This window comes from Paraburkholderia ribeironis (genome assembly GCF_900019265.1).
Lineage (GTDB): Bacteria > Pseudomonadota > Gammaproteobacteria > Burkholderiales > Burkholderiaceae > Paraburkholderia > Paraburkholderia ribeironis.
Map to the genome: position 1 here is coordinate 141177 of NZ_CYGX02000019.1, position 14375 is coordinate 155551.

The 14375-nt window shown below is 63.0% G+C and carries 11 protein-coding genes and 1 pseudogene; 10 read left to right on the forward strand and 2 right to left on the reverse strand.

Annotated elements, in window-relative coordinates; all coding sequences use genetic code 11:
• Positions 1-150: 150 nt before the first annotated feature.
• The 3 genes from BN2475_RS10010 to hypF all read left to right on the forward strand — a co-directional run bounded on the left by BN2475_RS10010 (position 151) and on the right by hypF (position 4744).
• Positions 151-639 carry a DUF6084 family protein gene (locus BN2475_RS10010; RefSeq protein WP_143325764.1) on the forward strand — a complete coding sequence of 163 codons (489 nt, stop codon included), beginning with the start codon at positions 151-153 and terminating at the stop codon, positions 637-639.
• A complete protein-coding gene (locus BN2475_RS10015; RefSeq protein WP_143325765.1) occupies positions 636-2066 on the forward strand; it encodes a hypothetical protein in 1431 nt (476 codons plus the stop codon). Before BN2475_RS10010 ends, BN2475_RS10015 begins: the two co-directional genes overlap by 4 nt.
• 272 nt (positions 2067-2338) lie before the next feature.
• Positions 2339-4744: a carbamoyltransferase HypF gene (hypF, locus tag BN2475_RS10020; protein ID WP_094779368.1), complete on the forward strand. Its 2406-nt coding sequence runs from the start codon at positions 2339-2341 to the stop codon at positions 4742-4744.
• A gap of 198 nt (positions 4745-4942) precedes the next feature.
• Here hypF and BN2475_RS10025 read toward each other — a convergent pair whose 3' ends face one another.
• A complete protein-coding gene (locus BN2475_RS10025; RefSeq protein WP_094779369.1) occupies positions 4943-5830 on the reverse strand; it encodes a LysR family transcriptional regulator in 888 nt (295 codons plus the stop codon).
• 328 nt (positions 5831-6158) lie between these two features.
• Between BN2475_RS10025 and BN2475_RS10030 the strand changes: the two genes are divergently transcribed.
• The 6 genes from BN2475_RS10030 (at position 6159) to catA (ending at position 12736) form a co-directional block, all read left to right on the forward strand.
• The gene (locus tag BN2475_RS10030; RefSeq protein WP_094779370.1) at positions 6159-6887 is read left to right on the forward strand and encodes a FadR/GntR family transcriptional regulator; all 729 of its coding nucleotides are present in this window, start codon (positions 6159-6161) and stop codon (positions 6885-6887) included.
• A gap of 478 nt (positions 6888-7365) precedes the next feature.
• On the forward strand, positions 7366-8445 hold the full coding sequence (locus BN2475_RS10035; RefSeq protein ID WP_094779371.1) for a sugar ABC transporter substrate-binding protein: 1080 nt from the start codon (positions 7366-7368) through the stop codon (positions 8443-8445).
• An 8-nt stretch (positions 8446-8453) separates the two neighbouring features.
• Complete coding sequence (locus BN2475_RS10040; RefSeq protein WP_425435502.1) at positions 8454-9443, forward strand: ABC transporter permease; 990 nt, start codon at positions 8454-8456, stop codon at positions 9441-9443.
• Positions 9443-10213, forward strand: coding sequence for an ATP-binding cassette domain-containing protein (locus BN2475_RS10045; protein ID WP_094779373.1), 771 nt, complete (start codon positions 9443-9445; stop codon positions 10211-10213). Before BN2475_RS10040 ends, BN2475_RS10045 begins: the two co-directional genes overlap by 1 nt.
• A 377-nt stretch (positions 10214-10590) precedes the next feature.
• Complete coding sequence (locus tag BN2475_RS10050) at positions 10591-11748, forward strand: muconate/chloromuconate family cycloisomerase (RefSeq protein ID WP_094779374.1); 1158 nt, start codon at positions 10591-10593, stop codon at positions 11746-11748.
• A 79-nt stretch (positions 11749-11827) separates the two neighbouring features.
• Complete coding sequence (gene catA / locus BN2475_RS10055) at positions 11828-12736, forward strand: catechol 1,2-dioxygenase (RefSeq protein ID WP_094779375.1); 909 nt, start codon at positions 11828-11830, stop codon at positions 12734-12736.
• 84 nt (positions 12737-12820) lie between these two features.
• Here the strand turns inward: catA and BN2475_RS10060 are convergent.
• Positions 12821-13044, reverse strand: a pseudogene (locus BN2475_RS10060) (oxidoreductase); the annotation flags it as partial.
• Between the two features lie 526 nt (positions 13045-13570).
• Between BN2475_RS10060 and BN2475_RS10065 the strand changes: the two are divergent.
• A complete protein-coding gene (locus BN2475_RS10065) occupies positions 13571-14317 on the forward strand; it encodes a glucose 1-dehydrogenase (protein WP_094779376.1) in 747 nt (248 codons plus the stop codon).
• Positions 14318-14375 lie beyond the last annotated feature (58 nt).

The following is a 14375-nucleotide window of genomic DNA, read 5'->3' on the forward strand; positions in this document are numbered from 1 at the left end:
TTCGAACCAGAACATGCAGCAGCTTCGATTGTTTTAACCGCACAGAACGGTAAAGACTTCGACCGGCTGTTGCAGACGTGACTGCCGTGCGGCACTCGCCGCGTCTCTTTGCGTGACTGAAAAGAACGTGGATCGCAGTGGAGACACATCATGGCGGAAGCAGACGACGTGCCCGATGGGCGCAAGACTCGACACGCGCCGGCTCGTTGGGGCACGACGTTGCGCCCGATCCTGTGGACTCATACGGCAGCGGTCGTGCCGCCTTTCACCGGGGAATGCATGCCCGCGCCGCCCGTGCCGTGCAGCTATGACTTCAACGTCGCGGCCAGCCAATATTTCCACGGCCTCGAAGAAGGCGAGATTGCGTTGCGGCTGCAATTCAGCGGCACGGTGTTCTATCGTGACGGCGCGGGCGCATTGCAGTCCGCGCCAATTCCTTTGCACAACGAAGCAACGTACCGGCTGCCGGTGGCGCTGTGGCGCGACATGACGACCCGTAACGATCCGAACGGTGCGTGGCTCTGTCTGCGCGGCGACGTGTTCGACCGTCTGGCGCGCTTCAGGACCCGGCGCGGTCTCACGAGTAGGGAGCAGGCGGTGACCAGTCTGCTCGACGGGCTCGAGGAGGACATATCGTGAACGCAGTCGACAGTGTGGTGCAGGCGGTGCTGTACGAAGGCTACCTGCTGTATCCGTACCGGCCGACTTCGGTGAAGAACCGGCAACGCTGGACCTTTGGCGGTGTGTACCCGCACGCGTATGCGGAGGCGTCCGGCAGCGATCCGTGGGTGGCGCAGTGCGAATGTCTGCTGCGCGGCGATGCACGCACTCGCGTCGCGGTGCGCCCTGGCTTTCTGCAGGTGATCGAGCGGACCGTGCTGGAGGTCGTGCAGAGCGTGGCAGACGCAGCCGCGCCAGCGGAGTTGGGCGAGCCCGCGTGGCGCACCGTGCCGCAGCTCGACATCGACGAACGGCGCTATACGCGGTGGCAGGAAGCCGCCGAGCAGCACATCGCGTTGCCCGTGCTGGGCCTCGGCGAGCTGCTGCAAGCGCCTCGGGAAATCGCGTTCTCGTTTGACGCGACCTGCGAGCTCGAACCGCTCGCGGACCGCGCCGGCACCTTGCGCGGAGCACTGCGCCGCACGCGCGCCGCGCTGCAAGGGCGCGTTGAAATCAGCGCCGCGCAGGTGGCGCCCGATGTCTACCGGCTCAAAACGCGCATCGTCAATGAGACGCCGCTCGAGTATGCCCGCGGCTTGACGCGCGATGCCGCGTCGCTGCGTGCGCTGGTGTCGTGTCATACCGTGCTCACTGTCGAAGGCGGCACGTGGTTTTCGTCGATCGATCCGCCGGACGCGCTGGCAGCCGCCTGCGCCGCGTGCCGCAACATCGGCCTGTGGCCGGTGCTGGTCGGCGATGAACGACGGACCGACACGATGCTTGCGTCGCCGGTCATCCTGTACGACTTCCCGCAGATCGCGCCGCGAAGCGCCGGCGATCTGTTCGATGCCGCCGAGATCGACGAGATCCTCACGCTGCGCATTCTGACCATGACCGACGACGAGAAGCGCGCAATGACCGCTACCGACGAACGAGCCCGCGCGTTGCTCACGCGCACCAAGGGGCCCGGCGGTGCACTGATCGGCAAATTGCACGGTAGCTTGCGGCGGGTGCGCGGGTTCGATCCGGCGCATGGCGCGGTGTCCAGGTCCACTGCACCGGACGATGCCGCGACGCGCGTTTCGCCGTGGGCCGAGCTCCTCCACGCGCGGCCGCAGCTCGCATACGTGCGAGTGGCAGGTGTCGAGATTCGCTCCGGTGATCAGGTGCGCCTGCGTCCACGCGGACGCGCGGACATCTTCGACATTGCACTGAGCGGCATGGTCGCGACGATCGAGTCGATCGAACGGGATTTCGACGACCACGTGCACGTAGCGGTGACCCTCGACGACGACCCCGACAAAGAGTTCGGCATGCAGCGCATGCCGGAGCATCGATTCTTTTTCGGACCGGACGAGATCGAACCGCTCGATCGTTCGTTCCGCCAACGGCGGGGTCTTCAATGAACGCGAAGCAGGGACCAGCGCGACCCGGATGCGGTGCCGGTCCTGATCTCGCCGTACGAGATGAACCGGTGAGCGGGCTGCGAGGAGTACTGAAGTATCTGTTTCTGCCGGTGCTGGTGTCCGGCGTGTTGCGAATATGAAGGACACCTAGCGTATATCCGCATTCGCAACATGGAAGCGAATGCATATCGGCGAATACGCGCAGGGAGCAAGCGATGGTCATGCATAGACAGCGTGCAGGTTCGGGATCGGGTTCGACACCGCCTCCGCCGATGCCTCGCCCAGTCGGCGAGGAGATTCGCGTGCGCGGACTGGTGCAGGGCGTCGGCTTCCGGCCGACCGTATGGCGGCTCGCGCATGCTTGCGGGGTGGTTGGCGATGTGTGCAACGACAGCGACGGCGTGTTGATTCATGCGTGGGGCGATGCGTGGACGCTGCAGCGCTTTATCGAAGGATTGAGCGCGGAATGTCCGCCGCTCGCGCGCATCGATGCGATCGAGCGGCATCAAATGAACGAGGCGGCGCACGCGAGCGACTTTCGCATCGTGCCGGGCGCGGCCGGTGCGGTGCAGACCGGCGTCACGCCCGATGCGGTGATCTGTGCCGACTGCGCGGCCGAGATCGCCAATCGGGCCAAGCGCCGCTATCGCTATCCGTTCACGAACTGCACGCATTGCGGACCGCGGCTGTCGATCGTGCAGGCGATTCCGTATGACCGCGCGAACACGACGATGGCCGCCTTCGTCATGTGCGACGCGTGCCGTGCCGAGTACGACGACCCCGCCGACCGGCGCTTTCACGCGCAACCGGTCGCGTGCCCCGCATGCGGTCCGCGCGTCTGGCTGGAGAGCCGCAACGGCGCGCGCATCGAGGGCGACGATCCATGCCGCGCAGCGAGCCTGTTGCTGCGGCATGGCGCGATCGTCGCGCTCAAGGGACTTGGCGGGTTTCAGCTCGCCTGCGATGCCTGCGACGAAACCGCGGTCGCGCGCTTGCGCCGCCTGAAACGACGCGAGCACAAGCCGTTCGCGCTGATGGCGCGCGATCTGCATGCGCTGCGCCGCTATTGCAGGCCCAACGAAGCCGAATGCGCGCTGCTCGCGAGCACCGGCGGACCGATCGTGACCCTGCGCGCCGACGGTCCCGAGTGTGTCGCTGAGAGCGTCGCGCCGGGGATCGACACGCTTGGCTTCATGCTGCCGTCCACGCCGCTGCATCGCCTGCTGCTCGAGTCGATCGATACCGCGCTGGTGGTGACGAGCGGCAACACCAGCAACGAGCCGCCGTGCATCGACAACGCCGATGCGCTCGCGCGGCTGGGTCGCATCGCCGATGTGTTTCTGATGCACGATCGCGACATCGCGCGCCGGGTCGACGATTCGGTGATGCGCGTGGTGCAGGGGGCAGCGTGCGTAATGCGGCGCGCCCGGGGTTATGCGCCCGCGCCGCTGCGGTTGCCTGCGGGTTTCGCCGACACGCCGGCGGTGCTGGCGATGGGCGGCGAACTCAAGAACACGTTCTGCATTGCACGCGACGCCCAGGCGATCGTCTCGCATCATCTCGGCGACCTGGAAGACGCATTGACGTATGCGGACTATCGCCGCGCGCTTGCGCAGTATCTGCGTCTGTTCGAATGTGAGCCGCAGGTCGTCGCGTTCGATCTTCATCCCGAGTATCTGTCGCGCAAGATCGGCTACGACCTTGCACGAGGCATGCGGGTTCCGGTGGCCGAGGTGCAGCATCATCACGCGCATCTGGCAGCGTGCATGGCCGAAAACGGCGTCCAGCTCGACGCGCCGCCGATGCTTGGTGTCGCGCTCGATGGCCTCGGTTACGGCACGGACGATACGTTGTGGGGCGGCGAATTCATGCTCGCGGACTATCGCGGCTATCAGCGTTTGGGCCGCTTCAAGCCGGTGGCGATGCCAGGCGGCATGCGCACGATCGACGAACCGTGGCGCAGCGCGTACGCGCATCTGCGCGCGGCGTTCGACTGGCATGACCTCGCGCGGCAATACGGCGGCCTCGACGTGCTGCACTTTTTGAAGCGGCGGCAGCACGCAGCGCTCGACGCGATGATCGCGCAACGTGTGAGCAGTCCCCGCGCGAGTTCCGCGGGCCGTCTGTTCGACGCGGTGGCGGCGACGCTAGGCGTGTGCCGCGAGCGCGTATTTTACGAGGGACAGGCTGCGATCGAACTGGAGGCGCTGGTCGATGCGCAGACGCTGAGCAACGACGGCGACGTGCACGCGTATCCGTTCGAAATCACCAGCATCGCGCCGGACGGTTTGCGCATGATCGAGCCGCGGCCGATGTGGCAAGCGTTGCTCGACGACCTGCAGCGCGGCACGCCGGTGCCGGTGGTTGCCGCGCGTTTTCACAAGGGGCTCGCGATCGCGATCGTGCGCATGGTCGAGTGTCTGGCCGACCTGCTGAGCGGACCGGTCGACGCGCGCAGCGTCGCGCTGTCAGGCGGCGTTTTCCAGAATCGCGTGCTGCTCGAACAGGTCGCGACCCGGCTTGGCGCGGCGGGCTTTCGCGTGTTGATGCATCGGCAGGTGCCGCCCAACGACGGCGGGCTGTCGCTCGGCCAGGCGGTTGTGGCGGCGGCGCAGCAGCACGACAGCGTGCGCGCCGCTGATGTACGGGGCGCACGACGCGGCGGGCAACTACGTTAAGAGGGTAACGAGCAGGCCCGGAAGGGTAATGAGCAGGCTCGGAAGGGTAACGAGCAGGCCCTGAACATAGGCGGGTATTTGATCGGCTTGTCCTGGGCCAGCGTCTTTGCCCATCTGTCCAGGTTTTTCAGGTGTGGCTGCGTAACCTGATGGCGGACATCGTGCGGCGTCTCGACGAACCCTGAGGCAAAAGCAGCGTCAGTCCCGTTTGAACAGCGTGCGCGCAAGCGAACACATCAGCGTGGTCGCGGGCGATTCGTCCTGCAAACGCCGGCTCATAATGATCGGCGATGCGACGCTGGCCGCGGGAATCGCGCGATACACCACACCGTGCGCGCGCAACCCCTCTACGCTTTCCGGAACCAGGCACACGCCCACTTGTGCGGCCACCAGACCCAGCGCGGTCTGCAACTCCCTGACTTCATGAATCGCCTTGGGCTCCAGCGCATGATCGTGCAGCGCGGATAACTGCTGGTCGGCATAGCTCGGCCGCGGCGTGCTCGGATAGACGATCAGCGTTTCCTGCGCGAGCGCGGCCAGCGTCAGCGGCTTCTTTTGCCGCGCGAGTGGATGATCCTGCGGCAACGCGGCGATCATCCGTTCTTCGACGAGCACTTCGCGCGCCAGCTGTGCGTCGTCAAAACGCAGACGACCGAAGCCGACATCGATACGGCCGCCCTTGAGCGCACCCAGTTGTTCGAGCGTGAACATTTCGATCAGCGACAGCTCGATATGCGGCGCAGCCTCCCGAAACGCGCGGATCACGGCGGGCAGTGCGCCGTATAGAGTCGACGGCACGAAGCCGATCACGATGCGCTCGGCCAGTTGCGCGAGGCGGCGCGTAAGCGGTGCGAGTTCGTCGGCTTCGTCGATCAGACGCCTGGCTTGTGTATAGAAAATGCGGCCCGCCTCGGTCATGCGCAACGGCCGCGAGCCGCGTTCGAACAGCGGCAGGCCCACGCTTTCCTCGATCTGCTGAATCTGCCGGCTCAGCGGCGGTTGTGTCATATGCAGGCGATGCGCGGCCCGCGTGATATTCATTTCTTCGGCAACCGCCACGAAGTAGCGGAGTTGGCGCAGTTCCATGCATACCCCTGAGGTATAAAGATTCTTGTCGAGTTCCGGACATGTGCTGGACGCGATTGTTGCATGCAGAGCAAACGGGCAGGCAGACAACACACTGGACGGAGGTTGTGCGAAGCAGAAGTCCGTACGTCGAGCGATGACATCGTTGCCACGAACGAGCGCGTCGCCCACCCTGATATCGCGTGCTATGCTTGAACAGGCATCGACCCACCATGCAGCGCAACCCTGTCCGAGTCGACAACGGAGTCTGTGCCGTCGCAAACGCTGTATGGATCGGAGCAGAACTGAACAGTGCATGACCGCGACCTCTGAACCGCGAGTTCTCAGCATGGACTATCGTCATCTGCAACAGCGCAAGAGCATGCATGGCCGCATCGTGCAAGAGCTCGGCATGGATATCGTCAGCGGTAAGCTGCAGCCGGGCCAGCGCTTGCCGGCGGAAGCCGTTCTGTGCGAGAGCTATGGCGTCAGTCGCCCGGTGCTGCGCGAAGCGACACGCGTGCTGGTGGCAAAAGGGCTGGTCGTGTCGAAACCGCGTGTCGGCAGTGTCGTGAGGCCGCGTGCGGACTGGCACATGCTCGACCCGGATGTCCTGTACTGGACCATCAACAGCGTTCCGGAAGGAGAGTTCTTCAGTTCGCTGCTGACCGTGCGCCGTATCATCGAGCCCGCCGCGGCGGCGCTCGCCGCCAGCGCGGCGACCAGCAACGACCTTGCACGTATCGCATCCGCGTTTGACCGGATGGAACACGCGCAAACCACGAGCGAGCTGCTCGATCCAGACCTCGAGTTTCATCGCGCGATCATGACAGCGACGCACAACGACATGCTGGCGTACATCGGCAACATGTTATCGCTCGCGCTGACGGAATCGATCAGACTGACCAGTCGTCATCCGGACACGCATGCACTGTCATTGCCACGGCACAGGGCGATCCTCACCGCAATCCAGAATCGTGACCCGCTAGGCGCGCGGCATGCAAGCCTTGTTCAACTCGAAAACGCGCGCGCAGATGCTGAGAGCATCCTGGAAGTCGGCAGCCACCACCCGGCATGAATGGTCCAAACCGCACGCGAATGAGCGTTCCTGATCTGCCCGATAGTCATACTATTGAGGCGATGTGTCACGCCGACCCTGATCGGCTCTACTTGAACGGCCCGCGAAGAAGTCTTCGTTCGTGGACTCGACTCGTTATCCGCCACGAGCTAGTCAAACGCCGACACTGATGCTTGCCGACAACGGGGCGCGACAGCTTTCGTCGAGCATCAAACGGGGCACTCAAATATGAGGTAATAGCTCCGAATATTTACGCAGGCGCGAGCGGTGTGTCGGCACCAGTAATAGTCGGACTAGTTAAGGGTATACATCGATTGAGGGGAAAAGCGCGTGATATAGCATTTTCCACAGGGTCGTCTGGCGCACGCGCATGCACACGCGTTTCGTGAAGTGTGGTGGGGCCCGGCACTGGCGCTTTCCTGGCCCGCGCCGTCATGCACAGTGGAGTTATTCAATAACTGCGAGACTGGAGACTGACATGGCGGAACAACAGGAAGGCAAGGAGGAAGTGCAACGCACGCGCCGCGGATTGCTGCAAGGCGCGGGCCTCGGTGCAGCGCTGGCCATGTTTGGTGGCGCGTTGACTCCGGCACAAGCCGCGGAAGCGGGGCCGTTCCCGGAGCATAAGCGCTGGAAGATCGTCTTCGTCAACCACGTCACCACCAATCCATTCTTCGTTCCGACGCAATATGGCATTCAGGACTCCACAATGTTGCTCGGGATGGACTATCAGTGGACCGGCTCGGCCAATGCCGACATTGGTGAAATGGTGAATGCGGTCAACGCGGCGATCGCCGGTAAGGCCGACGCCATCGCCGTGCCGATCGTCGATCCGAAAGCGTTCGACAAGCCGATCCAGGCGGCGCTGGACGCAGGCATTCCGGTATTCGCCTATAACGCCGATGCGCCCCAGGGCACGGCCAATCCTCGTCTGTCCTATATCGGTCAGGATCTGTATCTGTCCGGGTATCAGATGGGCGAGCGCATCGTCAGCCTCATCGACAGCGGTCTGGTCGGCATCTTCATTGCGACGCCGGGGCAGCTCAACATCCAGCCGCGGCTCGACGGCGCGGTAGCCGCCATCAAGAAGTCCGGCAAGAAGATCGACGTGGAAACCATCGCGACGGGCGCGACGGTCAACGAGGAGCTCTCGAAGATCAAGTCGTTCTACCTGGGTCACCAGGACCTCAAGGGCATGTTCGCCGTCGACGCCGGCAGTACTCAAGGCGTTGCAGAGGTGATGAAGGCGTCGAACCTGCCGGCCAAGGGCGTACACGGCGGCGGCTTCGACCTGTTGCCGCGCACGGTCCAACTGATACACGAGGGCTTTCTGGACTTTACGATCGATCAGCAGCCTTACGTGCAAGGCTTTTACACCGTGGTTCAGGCGTTCGTGTTTCTCTCGTCCGGTGGGCTCGTCGGTCCGGCCAATGTCAACACGGGCCTGAAATTCGTCACCAAAGGCACGGTCGAACCGTACCTGAATACTTCGACACGCTATGAAGGCAAGAGCACCAAGCCGCAGATCGTGCCGCGTTCCGGCGGAATCAAAGGGTGACGTCTTCTGTGACGGAAAACTCGAAACCGCGTGAACGCCGGCGGCTATGGTCGAGACCGGTCTGGCTTTCCAGCGAGGTTCGCATCCTGGCCGTTGCGCTGATCCTCTGCGCCTATTTCGAAACCGCCAATCGTGACTTTCTGCTGACGGGCGCGAGCCTGGAGAACCTGTCGCAGTTCATCGCCCCGGTTGCGATCATTGCCTTTGGCGAAATCATGCTGATGATCGGCGGCGAGATCGATTTGTCCGCGGGGATGGTTTTCGCGTTTGCACCTTTTGTCATGTATTTCGCCAGCGAGGCGGGCTTGCCTGTCTGGGTCGCTGTGCTGGCTGGCCTGCTTGCAGCGGCCGTAGTCGGACTGGTCAACGGCGCGGTGACGGTGTACCTGCGCATTCCATCGTTTGTCACCACGCTCGGTACGCTATTTTTCGTCAACGGCTTCACGCTGACGATCTCACGCGGCACACCGGTGCCACCGCCCGAGGGTACGAGATTGGCGGCGATCATGGGTGCATGGGGTTACAGCGAGATCATCTGGGCAGTGGTTATCGCTGCCGTCATGCACGTCCTGCTTCGCCATACGCGCTGGGGCTTGCACACTATCGCAGGCGGGGCGAACCCGCTCGGCGCGAGCGAAGCCGGTATTCATGTCAGACGCCTGAAACTCGGCAACTTCATTATTGCCGCTGTGCTGGCGGGCTTCACAGGGATTCTCGAGGCTTTCCGGATTTCGTCGATCGATCCGCAAGCAGGCGGCAACCAGATCATGTTCCTCGCGGTCGCTGCGGCGGTGATCGGTGGTACGCCACTGGCCGGCGGATCGGGCACGATCATCGGCGGCCTCATCGGTGCTGCCGTGCTGGGCATCCTTAACGACGGATTCACGCTGATCGGTATCAACGCCTTCACGTTCAACATGATTCTCGGTGCCGCGATCCTCGCAGCGATGATCTTCAACATCCACGTCGTTCGTCTCGCGCGCAAGGGAGAGTTGTGATGTCGGAGCTACCGGAGGCGCTGCGCGGCGAGGATATCGTCAAGCGGTTCGGCGCCGTCACGGCACTCGATGGTGTATCGCTGACACTCAGGCAAGGCGAAATACTCGGGGTATTGGGCGACAACGGTGCGGGAAAGTCGACCTTGATCAAGATTCTGACCGGGTTTCATCAGCAGACAAGCGGCAAGCTCTTCATACACGGCGCGGAAACGATGCTTCGCTCGGTCGATCACGCGCGTGCGCTGGGAATCGAATGCGTCTATCAGGATCTGGCGCTGGCCAATTCGCTGAGCATCTATCACAACATGTTCCTGAATCGGGAGATCATCCATCGGGGTCCTTTCAGGCTGTTGAACAACCGCGCCATGCGTAGTCGCGCGGCGCAATTTCTCGAAGAGATCGGCGTGCACGTGCCATCGGTCGACCTGGCGGTCGAGCAGCTTTCCGGCGGACAGCGGCAGGCCATCGCGGTCGCTCGCGCGGTCCATTCGGATGCGAGGATTCTGCTGCTCGACGAGCCGCTCGCGGCGATGGGTGCTCGCGAAGCGGGGCTCATCATCGACCTGATCTTGCGGCTCAAAAAGAAGGGCGGCCTCGCTATCATCATGATCATGCACAATTACGCGCAGACGCTCGATATCGCCGATCGCGTCATGCTGATGCAGCGCGGCCGCGTGACTTATCAACGCGAGGCGGCCAGCACATCGGTGGCGGAGTTGATGGATATCGTGCGACGCGAATATCGGGCAATGCGGACGAATGGGCAATGACCTTTCAACATGATTAGGAATACCTGTATTCCGGCAAGCGAATAGAGCCGGATTGCGGCGCACGGGTTGATGCTGTGAGTGGACTTCACCATGTTCTTTGAAGTTCATGTGCGTGCGCTCGAATCTTCCGCCTGCTTCTATCTGCCGCTCGCTCGTGGCGGCGAAATATCTCCTGGTGCCGGCAGCGATCTGATTGTCCAACTGGACCGTCGAATCACACCTGCCACACGCAAGTCTCTGGGTATGCGGATGTCATCCGGCCGATTCCGGCATTTCATACCGTCAGAGTATGGAAGTAGTCGGAATCGGTGTTGGACTGCTGCGCAAGTTTGTTTCTAATATGAGGCTCCCCGTACAGCAGTTCAGGAGAGCAACGCATGCTAGCAACACCCGTGAAGATCGAGAGCGTGGAGACGATTCTCGTCGACGTACCGACGATCCGTCCGCACCGCCTCTCGGTCGCAACGATGAACTGCCAGACGCTGGTGCTGGTGCGCATCCGTTGCGCGGATGGCGTGGTGGGTGTCGGAGAGGGCACCACCATCGGCGGCCTCGCGTACGGCGAGGAAAGCCCGGAGAGCATCAAGGTCAACATCGACACGTATTTCGCGCCGCTGCTCAAGGGCATGGACGCGACCCGTCCGGGCGCGGCGATGGCCAGATTACGCGAGCTGTTTCAAGGCAACCGGTTCGCCAAATGCGCGCTCGAGACCGCCCTGTTCGATGCACAGGCGCAGCGCGTCGGCGTGCCGTTGTCGGAGCTGTTCGGCGGGCGCGTGCGCGACTCGGTGGACGTCGCGTGGACGCTTGCGAGCGGCGACACGACCCGCGATATCGACGAAGCGGCACGCGTGTACGAGGCGAAGCGTCATCGTGTGTTCAAGCTGAAGATCGGTTCGCGCACGGTGGCCGACGACGTCGCGCATGTGGTCGCGATCGGCAAGGCGCTGGTAGGACGCGGCGAAGTACGGGTCGACGTGAACCAGGCGTGGAGCGAAGCGGAATCGATCTGGGCCGGCCGCCGTTTCGCCGACGCCGGCGTCACGTTGATCGAGCAGCCGATTGCCGCCGTCAATCGCGCGGGTCTGAAGCGTCTGACCAAACTGGCCCAGGTGCCGATCATGGCGGACGAAGCGCTGCACGGCCCGGCGGATGCATTCGCGATTGCCAGCCAGCGTGCCGCCGATGTGTTCGCCGTGAAGATCGCGCAATCGGGCGGCTTGAGCGGCGCCGCGCAGGTGGCCGCGATTGCGGCGGCTGCGAACATCGATCTGTACGGCGGCACGATGCTCGAAGGCGCAGTCGGCACGATCGCGTCGGCGCAACTCTTCAGCACGTTCGGCGAGTTGAAGTGGGGCACGGAGCTGTTCGGCCCGTTGCTGTTGACCGAAGAGATCCTGACCGAGCCGTTGCGCTACGAGAATTTTGCGTTGCATCTGCCGCAAGGGCCGGGACTTGGCATCAAGCTCGACTGGGACAAGATCGACCGGTTGCGGCGCGATACGCGCCAAGGCGCTGTCATTTCCATGAAGTGAAGTTGTTGGCTGATTTATTCCTCAGTCATCCATTGGCTATCCATTAGTCATCCAGAACATCGAACGAAGGAGATACCCCATGAACAGGCAAACCATCGACGCGCTGCTGCAAAAGATCAACGACAGCGCCACCAGTGAAGGCAATCCGCGCACCAAACAGATCGTGAACCGGATCGTGCGCGATCTGTTCTATACGATCGAAGATCTGGACGTGCAGCCCGACGAGTTCTGGAGCGCGCTGAACTATGTCGGCGAAGCCGGCAAGAGCGGCGAACTGGGTCTCCTCGCCGCGGGGCTCGGATTCGAGCATTTTCTCGATCTGCGCCTGGACGAAGCGGAAGCGAAGGCCGGCATTGAAGGCGGCACGCCGCGCACGATCGAAGGTCCGTTGTATGTGGCGGGCGCACCGGTGTCCGACGGGCATGCGCGGCTCGACGACGGCACCGACCCGGGCCAGACGCTGGTGATGCGCGGGCGCGTGCTCGGCGAAGACGGCAAGCCTGTGGCCCATGCGCTGGTCGAAGTGTGGCACGCGAACCATCTCGGCAACTACTCGTATTTCGACAGGTCGCAACCGGCGTTCAATCTGCGCCGCTCGATCCGCACGGATGCCGACGGCAAGTACAGCTTTCGCAGCGTCGTGCCGGTCGGCTATAGCGTGCCGCCACAAGGGCAGACACAACTGTTGCTCGATCAACTCGGCCGTCATGGGCATCGTCCGGCGCATATCCACTTCTTCGTTTCCGCGCCGGGGTTCCGCAAGCTGACCACGCAGATCAATATTGAAGGCGACCCGTATCTGTGGGACGACTTTGCCTTTGCCACGCGCGATGGCCTCGTGCCGGCACTCAGGCAGGCCGAAGGTGCCGAAGGCAAACCGTATGACGTAGACGGCAACTTTGCGTTGATCGACTTCGACTTCACGCTGTTCAACGAGCGCGACAATCTGCCGGGTGCCGAAGTGGAGCGGGTGCGCGCCGAAGCCTGACGCGTCGGACGCAATGACAGAACGCGTCTGAATCCACGACAAGCATTTATCGACCCTGACTGCGTGGCGTATGGCTTGCCGCGCAGTCGTCGCACGCGACACGCGGCAACAGATCAGCTTGCCGTCGCCCGTTCGGCTTTGCTCAGACAATGGTCGCGATGCTCGGGCACGCCACTCACCAAGTCGCACATGCGGGTGTGGCCCACGCCACCGCTCTCACCGCACGATGTGTCCACCTCGATGCCGACCGACGCCCACGCCGCGACGATGGTCGTATCCTTGTCAATGCGCACCGTCGTGCCGCTGCTTCTTCGTCTGTCTGCTCGCCCTCGGAATTCAATCGATGGCGCGCGTGTTCGTTTAAGAATGTGATGGAAGCGAACGGAAGGAGGGCTATCGTGTGGTCCATCATTCTGGATATGGTCGGTGCGTTGGCCGTACTGGCAAGCGTGGCCGCGCAGATTGCGCTGTTACGCAGGCGCTGAAATCAACCTCAATGCGCTGGTGAGCCGCATAACGCCGCCGAATCGACGCGGCGCGAGGCGTTCGAGCAACGCATCGCGTTGCCACACTCTTGTCGCGCAATCCCCATACAGATTTTCTTTCCCTCTACGGCACGCTGACGCTGTTATGCCATAGCAGCCCGAATCGCGCTCCTGCCGATTGTTCGTCTCAACCGACGTATCTATTCGCCGCCAGCCGCTTTATCCGCGCCGCCGACCTGCTTACATTGCATCCAGTGACAGCGCCACTGCAGGTACAGCTTCATCGACGTCAGCCCCGCGAATCTCCGCGACAGCGCGTCGGCGCGAAACCCATTTAAAGGAATCGATCATGAGCAAGCTCACAGGTAAGGTTGCGGTTGTAACCGGCGCATCGAAAGGTATCGGCGCGGCCATCGCGAAGGCATTGGCGGCGCAGGGCGCGTCGGTGGTGGTGAACTATGCGTCCAGCAGGCAAGGCGCCGACAGTGTGGTCGCGGCGATCACCGCAGCGGGCGGCAAGGCCGTGGCCGTTGCGGGCGACGTTTCGAAAGCGGAGCACGCGCAAGGCATCATCGATGCGGCCATCGAAACCTATGGCCGTCTCGACATCCTCGTCAACAACTCGGGCGTGTACGAGTTCGCGCCGATCGCAGATATCACCGAAGAGCATTTTCATAGGCACTTCAATGTGAACGTGCTGGGTCTGCTGTTGACCACGCAGGCGGCGGTCAAGCATCTTGGCGAAGGCGGCAGCATTGTCAACGTCAGCTCGGTGGTGAGCCGCATCACGCCGCCAGGTAGCGCCGTCTATACGGCAACCAAAGGCGCGGTCGATGGCATCACGGGCGTGCTCGCGAAGGAACTCGGTCCGCGCCGGATTCGGGTGAACTCCATCAATCCGGGTATGGTCGAGACGGAAGGCGCGCATAGCGCAGGTGTCATCGGCTCCGATCTGGAAACGTGGGCGGTCAACACGACGCCGCTCGGGCGCATCGGCCAGCCTGACGAGATCGCCGATGTGGTCGTGTTCCTCGCCTCCGACGACTCGCGCTGGATAACGGGTGAAAGTCTGATCGCAAGCGGCGGATTTCGTTAAGGCGTGGTGTGCGAAGGTGTACGACGCGGCTAGCGAGCACGGTGGCCGCGCGCAAGAG

Bases quoted from the DNA above. Each gene is read 5' to 3' on its own strand.
- BN2475_RS10050 (WP_094779374.1), top strand. From the start codon at position 10,591: ATGCTAGCAACACCCGTGAAGATCGAGAGCGTGGAGACGATTCTCGTC.
- BN2475_RS10035 (WP_094779371.1), top strand. From the start codon at position 7,366: ATGGCGGAACAACAGGAAGGCAAGGAGGAAGTGCAACGCACGCGCCGC.
- BN2475_RS10065 (WP_094779376.1), top strand. From the start codon at position 13,571: ATGAGCAAGCTCACAGGTAAGGTTGCGGTTGTAACCGGCGCATCGAAA.
- hypF (WP_094779368.1), top strand. From the start codon at position 2,339: ATGCCTCGCCCAGTCGGCGAGGAGATTCGCGTGCGCGGACTGGTGCAG.
- BN2475_RS10030 (WP_094779370.1), top strand. From the start codon at position 6,159: ATGGACTATCGTCATCTGCAACAGCGCAAGAGCATGCATGGCCGCATC.
- BN2475_RS10045 (WP_094779373.1), top strand. From the start codon at position 9,443: ATGTCGGAGCTACCGGAGGCGCTGCGCGGCGAGGATATCGTCAAGCGG.
- BN2475_RS10025 (WP_094779369.1), bottom strand. From the start codon at position 5,830: ATGGAACTGCGCCAACTCCGCTACTTCGTGGCGGTTGCCGAAGAAATG.
- catA (WP_094779375.1), top strand. From the start codon at position 11,828: ATGAACAGGCAAACCATCGACGCGCTGCTGCAAAAGATCAACGACAGC.
- BN2475_RS10010 (WP_143325764.1), top strand. From the start codon at position 151: ATGGCGGAAGCAGACGACGTGCCCGATGGGCGCAAGACTCGACACGCG.